Genomic DNA, 17,783 nt, shown 5'->3' with positions numbered 1-17,783 from the left:
TGTTTAAGGAAGATAAAATGAAAAAAAACTAAAGCTAATTATCTTACAACAATTAATTTACTATTAATTTACGTGATATTACTTCAGTTTCAGATTTAAAATTAACAAAATAAATTCCCCTTGCAAATTCAGACAAATCAATTATTATTTCATTGCCAGCAATATCAGCTTTTTTTAGCTCCGATATTCTTTTACCATTCTCAGTTGTTATATCAATGCAAACAAGCTTTTTATAATTGTCAGGAATTAAAAGCTTAACATATTCCGATGCAGGATTAGGAAAAACTGAACATATTGTGGTTTCATAATTATCGCAAATTCCAAGATTTGTAATATTAACTGCAACTGAATCGGTATAGCTACATCCACTATCATTATATACAGTAAGACTATAATTATGAACACCAAATCCTGCAGTCTGGCCATTAACAACAATAAAATTCTGAGTGCTGCCAGTACTCCATAAGTAATTGCTAAATGATGGAGTTGTACCAATTATTATTGTTTGAGTGTTACTAATCGAAAGGTCGTTTCCTAAATCAAAATAAGGTATTGGCGAAACACTTATAAATACCTCATCAGTTGAATTGCAGTTAAAGTTATTTGTTACAGTTAGGCTATAATTTCCTGTTGTGTTAACTGTTGTTATACTATCTGTACTTCCATTTGACCAATTATAAGATAATAAATTACCCGGTGCATTTATTATGTATGGAGCACAACCGGATGTATCGGGTCCAAGATTTAAAACTGGAAGTGGATTAACAGTTACCGTAACGGTATCAGAATTAATACAAGTTAAACCATATAATACTATAGAATAGTCGGTAGTAATACTTGGATTTACAATAATGCTATGAGTTGTATCAAGTGTATTCCACACACAAGTTCCGGCATCACTAACAGCAGTTAATGTAATATCATCGCCCACACAAATATTTGAGACAGGTAAAATAATAACATTTGGCAAAACATCAACAGTTACATCTACAGAATCATAAGAGAAACACCCGTTTAAATTATCGTAACTATATACAATTGTTTGAATACCACTACCAGCAATTGAAGGAGAAAATGTATTACCAGTTACTCCAGGGCCAGAAAAGATACCACCTGCTGGTATTCCTGTCATAACATCAGGAGAATCGTATGGACAATAGAAAGTACTTATTCCTGAAAATAAAACAGTAATTGCATTTACAATATTAAAAATAGCAGTATCAGAATTTGCACATCCAAAAGAATCTGTAAAAGTATAATATGCAGAATAAGTTCCCGGTATTAATAAATTTGGGTCTAAAATATTATTAATAATTCCGCTACCTGTAAAAGTACCTCCAGTAGGGGAGCCTGCGAGTATATCAGGAATCGCGTTTTTGCAATATTCTGTTGATATATCAGTAATATTAACAACAGGTAAAGAATGAACAATAAAAGTCATACTATCTATATTTAGACAACTATGTCCGTCTGTGTAATGATAAAAAATATTATGCGAACCAACTCCTGCGTTTTGTGGAATAAAAGTACTGTCTGTCATTCCTACACCTGTAAAATATCCTCCGAACGGAAAAACCCTGACAATATCGGATAAATCATTCTCACAAAATGAAGTATCTAATGCAGGATAAGTAAATGCAGTTTGTCCGTAAATATAAGTGGATTGACTTTTAGTATTTGTACATCCATTAATGTCTGTATAAGAGTAATAAACGGCATTATTTCCGAAAGGCACATTAGATGCATAAAAAACGTTATTGCTCATTCCTATTCCGCTAAATACACCTCCCATAGGACTTGCTAACAAAGTGTCGGGAATTGAATTGTAACAATATTCAGAATTTAAACCGGTAAAAGTAACAAAGGTTAAAGTATGAACAGTTGCCATCTGGGTTGAAACACCTGTACATCCATTTACATCAATATAAGTATAAGTAATTGCATGGTTGCCTACAAGTCCAACTGGTGAAAAAACATCTCCCGAAATTCCGCTTCCCGAAAACACTCCACCTGCTGGAGTTCCCTGAAGGGTGTCGTTTAAACCATTAATACAATAATCTGTTGACAAACCTGTAAAAGCAGTAACAGGTAATGTATTAATTGTTACAACAAAAGTATTGGTAGTGTCGATTCCACATACATTCTGAGAAACACAAAAATATGATCCACCATTACTAATATCTGCATTATTTATATTTATTGTATTGTTGGTTTCAGATAAAATACTTGAAGAATTTTTATACCACTGATAAAATATTGGTAAAGTTCCACTTACAATAGCAGTAATACTAATATCAGAGCCTACACAAATTGCACTATCTTGAATTAATGTAGTAAAAACAGGGGAACTATAAACTTCAACAGTGATAGGTAGTATTGAAACAGTTCCGACAGAATTAGAAATCACACAGGTATAAATACCAGCATCGGCTGAAATTACTGAACTTATTAACAACGTATCATTATTTATTCCAACCGGAACACCATCTTTTTCCCATTGATACATTAAAGGAAGTCCACTTGAAACTGTAACATTTAACATAAGTGTATCGCCAAAACATTTAGTATAGCTGCCGGGCTGATTTATAATAACTGGAGGAGAGTAATATTTACCAAAATAAAAACTAGTATTTATTCCGGCAGTACTAAACAAACCTCCACAAACAAGATCATTTCCTGAACTACTAATACAATAACCTTTATTATTTAATCCATTGCCAAGTGTTAACCAATTTGTGCCATCCCATTCGGCAATATTATTTGCAGAAACAGCACCTGCAGAAGTAAATGAACCACATGCAAAAATTGATGAACCAACTTGTTCGATACTATAAATTGTATTATTTGCTCCGGTTGCAAAAGGAATCCATGAACCGCCATTCCATTTGGCAATATTATTTACATTAGTAGACCCAGAGTTAATGAAGCTACCGGCAGCTGTGATTGTTGTTCCAATACCTAATATAGAGTAAACAGGTCCATCAAAGCCATTACCAATTGCTGACCATGAAGTGCCATTCCAGCTTGCAATATTATTTGCACTAACTCCGCCCGCATTTGCAAAACTACCACCGGCATATAAAAAACTTCCATGATGTATAACATTTACCGGTCCGTCGGTTCCTGCTCCCAAAGCTTCCCAAACCAAACCATTAAAACGTGCAATATGATTTGCAGAAATTCCTCCGATTGAAGTAAAATCTCCACCCACATATAAATATTGATCAAATAATTCCAATGTTCTAATAGTTCCATTACATCCGGTTCCTATGGGAACCCAAACCGAACCGTTCCAATATGCCAGATTACTTGCAGGTAATCCACCTGCCAAAGTAAAATCTCCGCCAACAACAGTCATTGTATCAGATGTTACAATCGCATAAACATTTCCATTAACTCCACTTCACAATGGATACCAGGAGTTACCATTAAATCTTGCTATATGACTAGCCGGCTGATTTGCAATAGAATCGAATTCTCCACCAATAAAAAAATCATTTCCAAAAACAGATATTGCAAAAATAGTTGAATCGGGTGCATTAGATAAACTAAATTGATTGTCCCACCGGTTATTTTGACAAAATGCATTAACAAATACAACTGTCAAAAGAAATAAAGCAAAAAGATTTTTCATATTAAAACAATTATATTTTGTAAATATAAAGAAATTTAAATTTCTCTTTTAATACAGTTTACGTTTTCTGATTTTATTTACCGAAATTTGCCATTAATTAATTTATTCTTAATACGGGTTTTCTTTGCCAATAAATCAGGTAATAATATATGACACTTTAATAACCAGAAGAGATTCGGTTACAAGATCTGTTATTGATCCATTTATTGTTGCTTCAAACAAAGATTTAACGGTTAATGAGAGCAACTTGTCTTTTTTAAATAATCATTGGTTACCAATTATTAACAGTGAAAAACAACGCGAAAATTATCAAACAGTAAAAGTTTTATCTACAAAAAAAGTTATTAATCCCTCAAAATACTATTTTGAAGGCAGTTACGATTGGTTGATTTTATTAATAGTATTTTTAGCTTTATTATTAGCCTGGATTAGAATATATTACAATAAGGTGATTATTCGCACATTTGAATCAACCATTAACCAACAATCTGCCAGAAAATTAATTGACGAAAAATCTAATATTCTTCAAAAGGCTTCAGCGTTTCTTACTGGCTTATATATACTTAGCTCTGGACTTTTTGTTTTTGAATTTTTAAATTTCTTTCATTTTAATATTTTTGATATAAAAGGCTTTAAACTTTTTATTTTTTGCATTATCTCGGTATTCATTTTTTATATAATTAAATCTTTTTTCTACTGGATAACAGGGGTTTTAGTAAAATCAGAAAGAGAATCTCATGAGTTTATAAGTAATGGAAATATTTTTTACAAATCGATTGGAATAATTCTTTTACCACTTGTTTCTACAATTCCATACGTGCCCGATTATGTTGCCGAAATCCTTTTGTATAGCGGAGTTGCGCTTTTTATTGTGTCATTTATAATGCGGGTAATCAGAGGTTTTGTTGTAAGTTTTCGATTTAGGCTTTCTTTGTTTTATTCTTTTTTGTATTTTTGTGCCTTGGAAATTTTACCTGTTCTATATGTTTACCAATTTATTCGAAATATATATTAACAAAGTGAAATTGAATATAATACACATTAAAATCGCATCGCTTTGAAAATCCGAAAGATTTTAATTTCCCAACCGGAACCACAAACCGAAAAGTCGCCATACTTCGACTTGGCAACTAAATTCAATTTAAAAATTGATTTTAAACCGTTTATTCATATTGAAGGAGTTTCAGTTAGGGAATTCAGGCAACAAAGAATAAATATTCCGGATTATACTGCCCTTATTTTTACCAGCCGTGCTGCAGTTGATCACTTCTTCCGAATTTGCGAAGAAATGAGAATCACTATGCCCGACACAATGAAGTATTTTTGTGTAACAGAATCAATAGCATTCTATATTCAAAAATATGTAGTTTACCGCAAACGAAAAATATTTTATGGCAATAATAATTTTGCCGACTTAATGGAATATATAATAAAGCATAAAGAAGAAAACTTCTTAATTCCTCTTACAGATCCACATAAATCTGATATGACTGCCATACTTAATAAACAGAATATTAAAAATACCATCGGCTATTTTTACAGAACTGTAAGTAGTGACATGACACAGGTGAATCTTGATGATTATGATATTGTTGTATTCTTTAGCCCGATTGGAATAAAATCATTATTCGAAAACTTCCCAAAATTTGAACAGAAAGATCTTTGTATTGGCACTTTTGGTCCAACAACAGCAAAGGCAGCTTTAGAAGCAGGTTTGCGACTTGATATTCAGGCTCCATCGCCCGAGTCACCTTCAATTACCGCTGCATTGGAATGTTTTATTAAAAAATGCTCTAAAGAAAAATAGCCAATATTGACAATTAATTCTTTAAAATTGTCGGTTGATAATTAACATATGCCTTTCAAATTCGGAAAAGCTGAACATCTTAAAAGCGAAAAAAGTATTACTCTTATTATAAATGAAGGTTTTTCATTTGTGATTTTTCCTTTGAAAATACGATGGATGCTTGTTCCAAAAACTGAAAAGGCAACAATTAAATGTGCTTTTAGCGTACCGAAAAGAAAATTTAAAAAAGCTGTCGACAGAAATTATATTAAACGCATTATGCGTGAATCTTATCGACTTAATAAAAATGAGTTGGTTTCTATAGTAAATAATAAAGAAGTTCAAATGAATATTCTTTTAACATATATTGGGGATGATGTGCCAAATTTTCAATTTATTGAATCTAAAATAATCTTAACTTTACAGCGTTTAATAAAACTGAATGAAAAAAGCGATAACAGCGGTATTAATATTTCTGGTAAAAATTTATAAGTATGTCATTTCGCCAGTGTTACCAAATTCATGTCGCTATACTCCTACTTGTTCTGCTTTTGCAATAGAAGCTCTTCAAAAACATGGACCTTTTAAAGGCACTACTTTATCAATAAAAAGAATTTTATCATGTAATCCATGGGGAGGACATGGTTACGATCCGGTACCTTAATTAATTTTTTAATGAAAAAGATTTTTAAAAGAATAAAGATTTGGATGATTGCAACTTTTTTAGGAGTTGCATCTCTAACCCTTGTTGCATTTGATGACAACACCACATTTGAAATAGCAAAAAACCTTGACATTTATTATACACTTTTCAGGGAACTTAATTTGTATTATGTTGACGACACAAAACCCGGCGATTTAGTTAAGAAAAGCATAGATGCAATGCTTAATTCATTAGATCCGTACACTGTGTTTATTCCAGAATCACAAATGGAAGATTTCAGGTTTATGACAACCGGACAATATGGTGGTGTAGGTGCTTTAATTAGAAAAGATGGAGATTATGTTGTAATAACTGAGCCTTATGAAGGTTTTCCTGCTCAGAAAAATGGAATAAATGCAGGAGATATTATTATTGAGATAGACGGACTATCTATTAAAGGAAAATCGTCAAGCGAAGTAAGCGACATGCTTAAAGGGCAACCAAAAACAAATTTGAAATTAACTTTAAAAAGACCCGGAACTGCCGACCCTATTGAGAAAACAATAGAAAGAGAAGAAATTAAGATTGATGCTGTTCCTTATTATGGAGTAATTAGTGATAGCATTGGCTATATTAATTTATCTAGTTTTACAGAAAGTGCGTATTCGGAAGTTAAAAAAGCACTTGTAGATTTAAAAGAAAATAAAGGAGTAAAATCAATAATTTTTGACTTACGTGGTAATCCCGGCGGGCTTCTAATAGAAGCGGTAAACATTACTAATTTATTTGTCGAAAAATCTGAGCCAATTGTTAGCACAAAAGGTAAAGTAAAAGACTGGGATAAAAATTATACTGCATCAATGGCACCTGTTGATACTAAAATGCCAATTGTTGTTCTCGTAAATAGCGGTTCGGCTTCAGCTTCAGAAATTGTTTCGGGAGCTATTCAAGACCTCGACAGGGGCGTAATAATCGGTCAACGTACTTTTGGAAAAGGTCTTGTTCAAACAACACGTCCTTTAAGTTATAATGCAAAACTTAAAATTACTACAGCTAAATATTATACCCCAAGCGGTCGTTGTATTCAGGCGCTTGATTATACCCATAGAAACCCTGATGGCAGCGTAGGTAAAGTTCCCGACTCACTAGTAACAGAATTTCAAACAAAAAACGGACGAATAGTTTATGATGGTGGTGGTGTTTCACCTGATGTTTTATTAGAATCGGAACAACTAAGTAATTTGTCTGGAAGCTTATATAGTAAAAATTTATTATTTGATTTTGCAACTGAATTTGCACTTAAACATCCTAGCATTCCTAAAATATCAGAGTTTTCTATTACTGATGAAATTTATAACGATTTTATAGCTTTTCTGCAAGATAAAAATTGTGATTATGAAACTCAAAGTGAAGAAGATTTAAAGCTTCTAACAGAATCAACTAAAGATGAAAAATATTTTGACTTAGTTAAAGACGAAATAGAAGTTTTAAAGAAAAAACTTGCTCATGATAGAAATAAAGATCTTCAGGTATTTAAACCGGAAATAGAACAATTACTATTTGAAGAAATTGTAAGCCGTTACTATTTTCAAAAAGGAAGAATGCAGGCATTACTTAAAGGAGATCCTGCAATGAAAGAAGCTATTGCAATTTTAAAAGACAAAACAAGGTATAATACAATTTTACATACTACTGCTAAAAAGTAATCAGATTCAGGTATAACACCATATCTTGCTATTGTTTATTTCATTTTAGCTGTAAAATTTTCACTTTGCAATTAAATTCTTCATCTCATTCATTATCTTTGGCAACAGAAAAAATATATAGATATGACGCAAGAAGAACTTTTTAAAAAAATCATCAGTCACTCAAAAGAATATGGATTTATCTTCCCTTCAAGTGAAGTATATGATGGATTAGCTGCTGTTTACGACTATGGCCAACTTGGCTCTCTTTTAAAAAACAATATACGCGAATACTGGTGGAAAAGCATGGTTCAGCTTCATGAAAACATTGTAGGCATTGATTCTGCAATTTTTATGCATCCAACCATCTGGAAAGCTTCGGGTCACGTTGATGCTTTTAATGATCCATTAATTGACAATAAAGATTCTAAGAAACGTTATCGTGCTGATGTACTTATTGAAGAACATTTAGCTAAGATTGAAGATAAAATAAATAAAGAAGTCGAAAAAGCTGCAAAACGTTTCGGCGAAACTTTTGATAGTGCTATGTTTATTTCAACAAACCCAAGAGTAGTTGAATACAAAAATAAACTCGACTCTATTAAAAGCCGCTTTGCAAAAGCATTAAACGACAACAATCTTGCTGATGTAAAAGCTATTATTGAAGAAGAAGGCATAGTTTGTCCAATTTCTGGAACCCGCAACTGGACAGATGTTCGCCAGTTTAACCTTATGTTTTCAACTCAAATGGGATCTGTTACTGATGATGCAGGAACTATTTTTCTTCGTCCCGAGACAGCCCAGGGAATTTTTGTAAACTTTTTGAATGTATACAAAACCGGAAGAATGAAAATTCCGTTTGGTATCGCACAAACAGGAAAAGCATTCAGAAACGAAATAGTTGCACGACAGTTTATTTTCCGTATGCGCGAATTTGAACAAATGGAAATGCAATTTTTTGTTAAACCAGGTGAAGAAATGAAATGGTTCGAGTACTGGAAAATCACCCGCAAAAAATGGCATTTATCTTTAGGTATTCCTGAAATTAAATATCGTTTTCACGATCATGAAAAGCTAGCACATTATGCAAATGCAGCAACCGATATAGAATTCGAATTTCCATTCGGATTTAAAGAATTAGAAGGTATTCATTCTCGTACCGATTTTGATTTAAACCAGCATCAACAATTCAGCGGAAAAAAATTACAGTATTTCGATTCAGAAACAAATGAAAGTTATGTGCCTTATGTTGTAGAAACATCAATTGGCTTAGACCGTACATTCCTTGCAATATTAAGTTATGCTTATAACGAAGAAAAACTTGAAGACGGATCAGAACGAATGGTTTTAAGAATTCCTCCTGTATTATCACCTATTAAAGTGGCTGTTTTACCATTGGTAAAACGCGATGGTATGCCAGAAAAAGCACATGAAATTATGGATTCACTTAAACTCAATTTTATGTGCCAGTATGACGAAAAAGACACAGTTGGCAGACGCTATAGAAGACAAGATGCAATCGGAACACCATACTGCATAACAATTGACCAACAAACATTAGAAGATAATACAGTTACTATTCGCGAACGTGACAGTATGAAGCAAGAACGGATTACGATTTCACAGATTAGTTCGATTGTTTCTGAAAAACTCAATCTGGAGAAACATTTTAAAACAATTCTTGCATAATGTTAACATGTTAATATTTGTTATGAAATAAAGACTTACATATGTTTTCACTAATTTTGAATTAAATGATGTATATTTAAAAACTCAATCCTGAAAAAATGAATATCCCTTTACAATTTCATCATATTGGTGTTGCTACAAATTGCATTGAGAAAACAAGGGATCAATATATTTTACTTGGGTATTCATCAAATGAGATTGTAATTGATACAGTTCAAAATGTAAAGCTTTGTTTCTTAAAAAAAGAAGGTCATCCGGTTATAGAACTGATAGAAGCCGTTGATGAAAAATCACCCGTAAATCAAATTGTAAGTAAAGTTGGTGTAACACCATACCATATATGTTATTCATCTAAAGATATTCAAAAATCAATTGAGATATTAAAGAAAATAAAATTTGTATTGCTTAAACAACCATGTGTAGCTTCAGGAATGAATAACAATTTGATTTGTTTTATGTATCATAAAGACCTAGGATTAATCGAAATAGTTGAAGAAAAATGACATTCGAAGAAATTTTATATTATTTCAAGAAGAAATATGCTGTTATAAGCAAAAGTATATTGTTAAATCTGGAAAACGATAAAGATTTTTACAAATTCAGTGAAAATTGGTATAACGAAACCATACATTTTTTAAATTCTACAAACACATCCTATAAACCTGAAAATGCTGTTGATTCTTTTGCCCGTATTTGTCTAGAACACATAAAATATCAATCGTTTCTTATCAGAAAAGGATATTATACCGACTCAGCATATGAAGACATAAACCAGAAAGTATATCAGTCTGAAGAAGTAATGAATAAATATTATTTGCCAGGTTTAAGACTTTCTTATTGTTTTTGGAGAAACCATTATACCTTATGGTTATTTTATGAAAACTGGGTTAAAGAATGGAAAAATCCTAATGGTGATTTTCTGGAAGTTGGAATCGGACATGGATCCTATATAAATAGCGCACTCTGTAACTCTTATGTAAACGCTGATGGATATGATATAAGTAACCACTCTGTTAAGTGGACTCAGGATTTTATAAAGTTTAAGGAAGTCCATGATACGCGTTATACATTATTTACTAAAGCATATGAATTTAATGGCAAACAATACGATTATATTGTATGTGGTGAACTTTTAGAGCATATCCCTAACCCCGAAAACTTAATACTTGAACTGAAGAAAGGTCTTAAGCAAAATGGAGAAATGCATTTAACAACTGTTATTAATTCTGCAGCTATTGATCATTTATATTTATTTAAAACGGTTGATGAAATAAGGAACATGATTGACAACTGTGGCTTATCAATAGAAAAAGAGCTTATACTGCCCTTACAGGAGATGAGTGAAGAAAAACTATTAGAAAACAAGGTTCCAATTAACTATGGAGTTATAACAACATGGAAGGATTAAAATATCACATTTTCAGGAATAGTACTATTGAAATCCTTTTTGAACCATTTAATGTTTCATATGGAGGATATAATGACATCGCACATATACCAGCTGCTGATGCTTATTTATGGTTTTTTTTGCTTCCCATAAATACAGATATTGAAACTTTAACAAATGAAATTAAACTTTTCTCTGATGGTATTGAATATATTCTTTCAAATATTCCATCTACTAAACAAATTATAGCATTTGACTTAATTGATCTTTTAAATTACCGTTGGCAGAACGCTGACTTTAGAGTTAAAAATGCCATTAACAATTATAACAATAAGCTTTATCAGCTTACCTCACAACATTCTAATTTAAAGGTTTTCGAATTTTCTGATTTTCTTAGCCAACATCATCATCAAACATTTATCGACTGGAAATTTTATTACATTTCTCAGACCATTATTAGCCCTAAACTTGCCAAACCTTTTCAACTTTGGTTCTCAGAAAAAATAAATGCTCTGCTCTCAAAGCGAAAAAAGTGTCTGATTCTTGACCTTGACAACACACTGTGGGGTGGTGTTCTTGGTGAGGATGGAATTCATGGGATTAAACTCGGAAACTCATACCCGGGAAATTCATTTGTCGACTTTCAGAAAGCTATTTTAGAAGCAAATAAAAACGGTATAATTTTAGCAATTTGTAGTAAAAACAACGAATCCGATGTTTTTGAAGCTTTTGAAAAACACCCACAGATGATCTTAAAAAGATCTAACTTTTCTGCATACAGGATAAATTGGAATAACAAAGCAGCAAATATTGCCGAGCTAGCAACTGAGTTGAATATTGGAATTGATTCCTTTGTGTTTTTAGATGACAGTCCAGTAGAACGTTCATTTGTCATCAACTCATTACCTGATGTGGTAGTTCCCGATTTCCCTAAGCAGCCTTATGAGTTACTATCATTTTTCAATGACGTATACAAGAAATATTTCCAGATCTATTTATTAACAAATGAAGATAAAACAAAGACATTACAATATCAGGAAAATAAAATCAGAAACGATTTTAAAAATAATTTTACAGATACAGAAAGCTTTATTAAAAATCTAAATATAGAAATTTCGGTATCTTTAGCAAATTCTTTTAACATTTCTCGCATTGCTCAAATGACCCAAAAGACAAATCAATTCAACTTAACTACTAAACGATATTCCGAAAACGAAATTCAAAATTTTATTGATAATAAACATATTGTTATTTGTGCTTCAGTAAAAGATAAATTTGGCGATAACGGTATAACTGCACTTTGTATTTCTAAAATTGACCTAACCAGCAAAAAAGCGTATATTGATACTTTCTTAATGAGCTGTAGAATACTCGGCAGAAACATTGAAAATGTATTTTTGTCATATGTGTTGAATAAACTGCACAATAAAGGGATTGTAGAAGTTGAGGCTTCTTTTATAAAATCAGCTAAAAACATGCAGGTTGAAAACTTTTATGATAATTTTGGTTTTTCCTTATCAGATAATACTGATAATATCAAACAATATGTACTTAGAATAAACAAAACACAAGAAATAAAGGATTATTACAAAATAATTGAACCCGTTTAACATGAAAGATAAATTAAAGAATATATTAGCCACATCTCTTGAAATGGATTTTGTTAAGGTTACTGAAGACATTTCTCAGGAAAATTCTGAAAACTGGGATTCCATTCATCATTTAATAATAATTTCTGCAATAGAGGAAGAATTTTCAGTATCTGTTGAACCAGAAGAAATTCTTGAAATGACAGATTTTAAATCAATCTATGAATTGCTTTTAAAAAAAACAGCATAAAATGCTTTCGCTTGAAAAAGTAAAACAAGCAGATTTTGAAGAAATACTTCCACTTTTTTCGCGATTTCACAATTCGAAAGTAAAGATTAGTGGCTGGAAACAATTATTTATGCCTCATTGGCATTCAGAAGAAGATTATTTTGGTTATAAATTAACAAATAACAATGAAGTTGTTGGTTATATAGGTTTTATATTTTCAGTACGTACGGTAGAAAATACAACCTATGAATTTTGCAATTTAACAACATGGGTTATTAAAGAGGGATATGAAAACAGAAGTCTAATGTTATTAACTCCCCTTTTTAAAATGAAAGATAAAGTGATTACCAGTTTTTTTCCAGCAAAACACGTAATACCTATTATGCAAAAACTGGGATTCAGTATAATTGGAAAAAACATTTTACTAGTTCCCAACCCCATTGTTACTAACTCTCATTGTAGCATAGAACTTAATATTGATAAAATAAAACCTCAACTATCAGAAAAAGAATTACAAATTATTAATGACCACCAAGCCTATAGAAATCTTCAATTTTTATTTGTAAAACAGTTTGACGATACCTGTCTTATTATTTATAATAAAAAAAAGTTAAGATTTTTAAAAACAGTTCAGATACTTTATGTGGGGAATTACAACCTATACAGTAGTAATACTAATTTGATTAACCGGTACCTTTGTTTTAAAAACTTTACTCCTTTTGTACTAATTGATGAAATGTTCTTTAAAAATAATTCTATTAGGGCTTTATTTAAATATAAAAAACTACCCATGTTTAAATTAATTAAGGGTAAAGAAGATATCATTAAAATTATTGACACCTTATATTCCGAAACGGTAATTTTAGACATTTAATAAATGAATACTGATAAGATTTTAAATGTTTTAGCCAAAACGCGACTCGATTATGTTTCGAAATATTTTTATTCGGGACAGGGTCATATCCTAATGCTTCACAGGGTATTGGAAGACAAAGGTGACTTACGCCTTAAGGTTAATAAATCAATGGAAATCACTCCCGAATATCTTGAAAAACTTATTCAATTTTTCATTCATAAGAAATACAATTTTATTTCTCTTGACAATTTATATTCCGACCTCGTTAATAACAATATTAAAAATAAATTTGTAGTTTTCACACTTGATGACGGTTATATTGATAATTACACTTTCGCATTTCCTATATTTAAAAAATATAATATTCCTTTCACGATATACGTATCCAATAGCTTTCCAAATAATACGGCAATAATTTGGTGGTATTTACTTGAAGACATTTTGCTAAAAAACAAGGCATTGCATTTTACAATTAATAACACTGATTATAATCTTTGCTGCAATACCATTCAAGAAAAAGAAATTTGCTTTAGGCAAGTTCACCAAATAATTGTTAGTAAAGATCAAAATACATACATTCCTGCTCTTGAAAGTATTTTTAAAAATTATGTAAATAACCTTTATAGCTTAACAAACTCAATGGCATTAAGTTGGGAGAATCTAATAGAATTAAGCAATAATAAATTAGTAACCATTGGCTCGCATACAGTTAACCATCTTTGTCTAACAAATCTGACCGAGGAAGAAATGAAGTCAGAGATTTTAAATTCTAAAACAGAACTTGAAAGAAATTTAGGAAAAGAAATTTATCATTTAGCTTATCCATATGGTTACAAACAATATGTAGGAGAAAGAGAATTTGTTTTTACAGAACAAGCTGGATTTAAAACAGCCACCACAACCCTTTTTGCAAATGTTTTTACACAACATCATAAGCACATTTGCCGGTTACCCAGAATTCATATTAACGGAAATGCTACTATTGGTCATTTGCATAGAGATATGAGTTTTGCAATGGGCGCAGCTCCAATGATAATAAACAAATTTAAACGAATCGTTTATTAGTAATAATATTTATGAAAACTACTTTTGCAGAACTTCTTTTAAACTTTTTCGGTAACACAACAAATATTTTTGCTACCTTTTTGCGAATTATATTTTTTGCAAACTGGTTTCCTAAAATAAAAAACATTCACCCCGCTAACGATTGTCTAATTCTTGGAAATGGCCCTTCACTTAATGGTTTAATTGAAAATCAAAAATCATTTATAGAAAATAAATCCTTATTCTGTGTTAATTTTTTTCCTACAACTCCATATTACGAAGAATTAAAACCTGCCTTTCATATCATTTCTGCTCCTGATCTTTGGCGAAACAATGTAAAAGAAAGTTATATTGAACATAGCAAAAAATTATACAGTGATATCGCTAATAAAACCCAATGGGGTTTAACTTTGTTTATTCCATATGAGGCTAGGAAATTCAAAAGATGGAAAGAAGATATAATTAAAAATAAAAATATTACTATTAAGTATTACAATATTACTCCAGTTGAAGGACCTCGTTGGTTCAGACATTTTTTCTTCCGTAAACAATTTGGTATGCCACGTACACATAATGTATTAATACCTTCATTAATGCTCTCAATAAACCTTGGATTTAAAAATATTTATTTATGGGGTGCCGACCATTCCTGGCTTTCAGAAATTTCAGTTGATAGCAATAATCTTGTATTAGTAAATCAAAAGCACTTTTATGACGAGTCTACATCAAAACCAGAACCTATGAATAAAATAAAGGAGATTAAAAAACTCCATGAAATATTGTTAAAGTTTGCTTATTCTTTTCAAAGCTATTTTGTCATTAAGGAATATGCCAAACAAGTGAACATTAACATAATTAATGCAACACCAAACTCATTTATTGATGCTTTTGATCGATATAAAATGCCCTAGTTTTCATTAACAAATGCAACTCAAGAGTTGAAAATATTAAACTTTTAGTAATAATACGTGAGTTAGAGATTAAATAATGGAATACATAGTTTTGTTACTTTGTCACGACAAAAAGTGAATTTTTTAGATAAAGTTTTTTAACGATTTATTTGTTCTTTGTTATGATGTTCAGTTAAAAATCAAGAAGATTCATAGGTTTACTTAAGATTTTTTAAATGTTGTTACAAAAACATAAAAGCGACCTGTATTTTGATTAATACTACTTTGTTGGGCAGATGATTTTTGCAAAGAATTCTACATAGTAAAATCTAGTCATTAATTAATCAAAAAAACAGTTAAGATGAGTTTCAATAAGTAGTATAAATTGAGTAATAGTGCTGTATTCACAATTTTTAATTTTATTTTAGGACTTGTTGATTATTCCTTTTTAAAATAAAAAACCATCTATTAATAATGAAAAAATATTTGCTAGTTAAATCAAGCTCGCATTTGATTAATAATCATATTTATAGCGCTTTCGCGAATAATTATTCCTCCTTCTTGTAAACATAATTTTTTTTATTACGTAACAAGATAAATATTAAAACTATTTTCTAATTATAAATCTTATCACTATGAAACATTTTGCAGTTATTAATTTACTTGTATTTATTTCTTTTTTAATTATACATAACAATCTTTTTGGACAAACAACCATTACTCTTCAACCAAATGCCACAGATGGTAAAGATGCATTAGTATGGGACTTACACCCTAGCACTAATTATGGATCGTCAAATGAATTTAGTATTTTAGCCTGGACTTTTAATGGCACTCCTGAAATAGAGCGATGTTTTATTGATTTTAACTTTTCATTAATCCCTGCAGGAGCAACAATTACTTCTGCAACTCTTTTTTTATATAATTACCCGAATTCGCAATCATGCAGTGGAGAACATAGTCAACTTAGCGGCTCAAATGCAATGTTTGTAGAAAGAGTTATTGGTTCGTGGAATGAACAGACAATAACATGGAACAATCAACCAAATGTAACCACACAAAATCAGGTTTCAGTTCCGGCAAGTTCTTCCATACATCAGAATTATACTATTAATGTTGCATCATTAGTTCAGGATATTGTTGATAATCCAAGCAATAGTTTTGGGCTTAGACTAAACTTACAAACGGAACAATATTATAGAAGTCTTATTTTTGCGTCAAGTGACGTTAGCGATACTACTTTACATCCAAAAATTGTAATAACATATACTTTGAATAATGAAGAATGTTATACTCTTCGACCAAACTCTACTGATGGTAAAGATGCATTAGTATGGGACTTACACCCTAGTACTAATTATGGATCGTCAAATGAATTTAACATTTTAGGATGGACTTATAGTGGCACTCCTGAGATTCAGCGAAGTTTTATTGATTTTAATTTTTCATTAATTCCTGACGGAGCAACGATTACTTCTGCAACTCTTTTTTTATATAATTTCCCAAATTCTCAATCTTGCAGTGGAGAACATAGTCAACTTAGCGGCTCAAATGCAATGTTTGTAGAAAGAGTTATTGGCTCATGGAATGAACAGACAATTACATGGAATAATCAACCAAATGTAACAACACAAAATCAAGTTTCAGTTCCTGCAAGTTCTACTATACATCAAAACTATACTATTAATGTCACCTCATTAGTTCAAGATATTGTTAACAACCCAACTAATAGTTTTGGATTAAGTCTTAAATTACAAAATGAACAATATTATAGAAGTGTTATTTTTGCCTCAAGTGACGTTAACGATACAACTTTACATCCTAAGATTGAAATTTGTTATGTTAATCAAACTGATATTTCTGAAAAAAATTATTTTCCAGATAATATCAACATTTATCCTAACCCTGCAACTAACCTGATTAATATTGAACCAATAAATTCAATTAACGGTTACTTAAAAATTGATCTATTAAATATACATGGTAAACTACTTTATTCATCAACTATAAAAAATAAAACTTCTATTGATGTCTCAAAATATGTAAATGGAATTTATTTTATAAAAATGACTTCAGAAAATTCCACTAATTGTATGAAAATCATAAAACAATAATAGAAAATCTATTGTCATTACATTTTTTAATAAAACTTCTTTATTGTTGGTATTAATTATTTTTGATGTTTTTAAAAATAAAATATCATAAATGCCAAATTGATAATAGAGTAGATTAACTGTCAACACATTAACCAGGTTTTATTTCGAATTCAAAAAAACTTTATTCAATTATTATTTTGAATAGATTATTTTTGTGCATACTTACAATAAGTAAATTATTAATTTTACTGATTA

The 17,783-nt window shown here is 30.6% G+C and carries 16 protein-coding genes; 14 read left to right on the top strand and 2 right to left on the bottom strand.

The window, feature by feature from the left end; all coding sequences use genetic code 11:
• Positions 1-52: 52 nt before the first annotated feature.
• Positions 53-3,358: an immunoglobulin domain-containing protein gene (locus HY951_08260; GenBank protein MBI5540036.1), complete on the bottom strand. Its 3,306-nt coding sequence runs from the start codon at positions 3,356-3,358 to the stop codon at positions 53-55.
• 45 nt (positions 3,359-3,403) lie between these two features.
• Positions 3,404-3,634: a hypothetical protein gene (locus HY951_08255; protein MBI5540035.1), complete on the bottom strand. Its 231-nt coding sequence runs from the start codon at positions 3,632-3,634 to the stop codon at positions 3,404-3,406.
• Between the two features lie 124 nt (positions 3,635-3,758).
• Here HY951_08255 and HY951_08250 point away from each other — a divergent pair, with 124 nt between their 5' ends.
• The 14 genes from HY951_08250 to HY951_08185 all read left to right on the top strand — a co-directional run bounded on the left by HY951_08250 (position 3,759) and on the right by HY951_08185 (position 17,546).
• Positions 3,759-4,649 carry a DUF4271 domain-containing protein gene (locus HY951_08250; protein ID MBI5540034.1) on the top strand — a complete coding sequence of 297 codons (891 nt, stop codon included), beginning with the start codon at positions 3,759-3,761 and terminating at the stop codon, positions 4,647-4,649.
• 42 nt (positions 4,650-4,691) lie between these two features.
• A complete protein-coding gene (locus HY951_08245) occupies positions 4,692-5,441 on the top strand; it encodes a uroporphyrinogen-III synthase (protein ID MBI5540033.1) in 750 nt (249 codons plus the stop codon).
• Between the two features lie 48 nt (positions 5,442-5,489).
• Positions 5,490-5,912, top strand: coding sequence for a ribonuclease P protein component (locus tag HY951_08240; protein ID MBI5540032.1), 423 nt, complete (start codon positions 5,490-5,492; stop codon positions 5,910-5,912).
• Positions 5,863-6,084, top strand: a complete 222-nt coding sequence (yidD, locus tag HY951_08235) for a membrane protein insertion efficiency factor YidD (GenBank protein ID MBI5540031.1) — start codon at positions 5,863-5,865, stop codon at positions 6,082-6,084. The genes HY951_08240 and yidD overlap by 50 nt, the downstream gene beginning before the upstream one ends.
• Positions 6,085-6,095: 11 nt before the next feature.
• A complete protein-coding gene (locus HY951_08230) occupies positions 6,096-7,769 on the top strand; it encodes a S41 family peptidase (protein ID MBI5540030.1) in 1,674 nt (557 codons plus the stop codon).
• A 123-nt stretch (positions 7,770-7,892) separates the two neighbouring features.
• Positions 7,893-9,437 (top strand): glycine--tRNA ligase, encoded by a 1,545-nt coding sequence (locus HY951_08225; GenBank protein MBI5540029.1) that lies wholly within the window; start codon positions 7,893-7,895, stop codon positions 9,435-9,437.
• Between the two features lie 98 nt (positions 9,438-9,535).
• On the top strand, positions 9,536-9,940 hold the full coding sequence (locus HY951_08220) for a VOC family protein (GenBank protein ID MBI5540028.1): 405 nt from the start codon (positions 9,536-9,538) through the stop codon (positions 9,938-9,940).
• Positions 9,937-10,845, top strand: a complete 909-nt coding sequence (locus HY951_08215; protein MBI5540027.1) for a methyltransferase domain-containing protein — start codon at positions 9,937-9,939, stop codon at positions 10,843-10,845. Before HY951_08220 ends, HY951_08215 begins: the two co-directional genes overlap by 4 nt.
• The gene (locus tag HY951_08210) at positions 10,833-12,434 is read left to right on the top strand and encodes an HAD-IIIC family phosphatase (GenBank protein ID MBI5540026.1); all 1,602 of its coding nucleotides are present in this window, start codon (positions 10,833-10,835) and stop codon (positions 12,432-12,434) included. The genes HY951_08215 and HY951_08210 overlap by 13 nt, the downstream gene beginning before the upstream one ends.
• A 1-nt stretch (position 12,435) precedes the next feature.
• Positions 12,436-12,663, top strand: a complete 228-nt coding sequence (locus HY951_08205; GenBank protein ID MBI5540025.1) for an acyl carrier protein — start codon at positions 12,436-12,438, stop codon at positions 12,661-12,663.
• 1 nt (position 12,664) lies between these two features.
• Positions 12,665-13,516 carry a hypothetical protein gene (locus HY951_08200; protein MBI5540024.1) on the top strand — a complete coding sequence of 284 codons (852 nt, stop codon included), beginning with the start codon at positions 12,665-12,667 and terminating at the stop codon, positions 13,514-13,516.
• 3 nt (positions 13,517-13,519) lie between these two features.
• Positions 13,520-14,563 carry a polysaccharide deacetylase family protein gene (locus HY951_08195; GenBank protein MBI5540023.1) on the top strand — a complete coding sequence of 348 codons (1,044 nt, stop codon included), beginning with the start codon at positions 13,520-13,522 and terminating at the stop codon, positions 14,561-14,563.
• An 11-nt stretch (positions 14,564-14,574) separates the two neighbouring features.
• A complete protein-coding gene (locus HY951_08190) occupies positions 14,575-15,453 on the top strand; it encodes a hypothetical protein (protein MBI5540022.1) in 879 nt (292 codons plus the stop codon).
• Between the two features lie 614 nt (positions 15,454-16,067).
• On the top strand, positions 16,068-17,546 hold the full coding sequence (locus HY951_08185; protein MBI5540021.1) for a DNRLRE domain-containing protein: 1,479 nt from the start codon (positions 16,068-16,070) through the stop codon (positions 17,544-17,546).
• Positions 17,547-17,783 lie beyond the last annotated feature (237 nt).

The sequence above is a fragment of the Bacteroidia bacterium genome (assembly GCA_016218155.1).
Lineage (GTDB): Bacteria > Bacteroidota > Bacteroidia > Bacteroidales > GWA2-32-17 > GWA2-32-17.
The sequence above is the reverse complement of the archived record's forward strand: the minus strand, read 5'-3'. Positions and strand labels throughout refer to the sequence as shown.

Excerpts from the sequence above, each read along its gene's own strand:
- HY951_08260 (MBI5540036.1), bottom strand. The coding sequence starts at position 3,358 with ATGACTGTTGTTGGCGGAGATTTTACTTTGGCAGGTGGATTACCTGCA.
- HY951_08255 (MBI5540035.1), bottom strand. The coding sequence starts at position 3,634 with ATGAAAAATCTTTTTGCTTTATTTCTTTTGACAGTTGTATTTGTTAAT.
- HY951_08240 (MBI5540032.1), top strand. The coding sequence starts at position 5,490 with ATGCCTTTCAAATTCGGAAAAGCTGAACATCTTAAAAGCGAAAAAAGT.
- yidD (MBI5540031.1), top strand. The coding sequence starts at position 5,863 with ATGAAAAAAGCGATAACAGCGGTATTAATATTTCTGGTAAAAATTTAT.
- HY951_08230 (MBI5540030.1), top strand. The coding sequence starts at position 6,096 with ATGAAAAAGATTTTTAAAAGAATAAAGATTTGGATGATTGCAACTTTT.
- HY951_08225 (MBI5540029.1), top strand. The coding sequence starts at position 7,893 with ATGACGCAAGAAGAACTTTTTAAAAAAATCATCAGTCACTCAAAAGAA.
- HY951_08220 (MBI5540028.1), top strand. The coding sequence starts at position 9,536 with ATGAATATCCCTTTACAATTTCATCATATTGGTGTTGCTACAAATTGC.
- HY951_08215 (MBI5540027.1), top strand. The coding sequence starts at position 9,937 with ATGACATTCGAAGAAATTTTATATTATTTCAAGAAGAAATATGCTGTT.
- HY951_08210 (MBI5540026.1), top strand. The coding sequence starts at position 10,833 with ATGGAAGGATTAAAATATCACATTTTCAGGAATAGTACTATTGAAATC.
- HY951_08205 (MBI5540025.1), top strand. The coding sequence starts at position 12,436 with ATGAAAGATAAATTAAAGAATATATTAGCCACATCTCTTGAAATGGAT.
- HY951_08200 (MBI5540024.1), top strand. The coding sequence starts at position 12,665 with ATGCTTTCGCTTGAAAAAGTAAAACAAGCAGATTTTGAAGAAATACTT.
- HY951_08195 (MBI5540023.1), top strand. The coding sequence starts at position 13,520 with ATGAATACTGATAAGATTTTAAATGTTTTAGCCAAAACGCGACTCGAT.
- HY951_08190 (MBI5540022.1), top strand. The coding sequence starts at position 14,575 with ATGAAAACTACTTTTGCAGAACTTCTTTTAAACTTTTTCGGTAACACA.
- HY951_08185 (MBI5540021.1), top strand. The coding sequence starts at position 16,068 with ATGAAACATTTTGCAGTTATTAATTTACTTGTATTTATTTCTTTTTTA.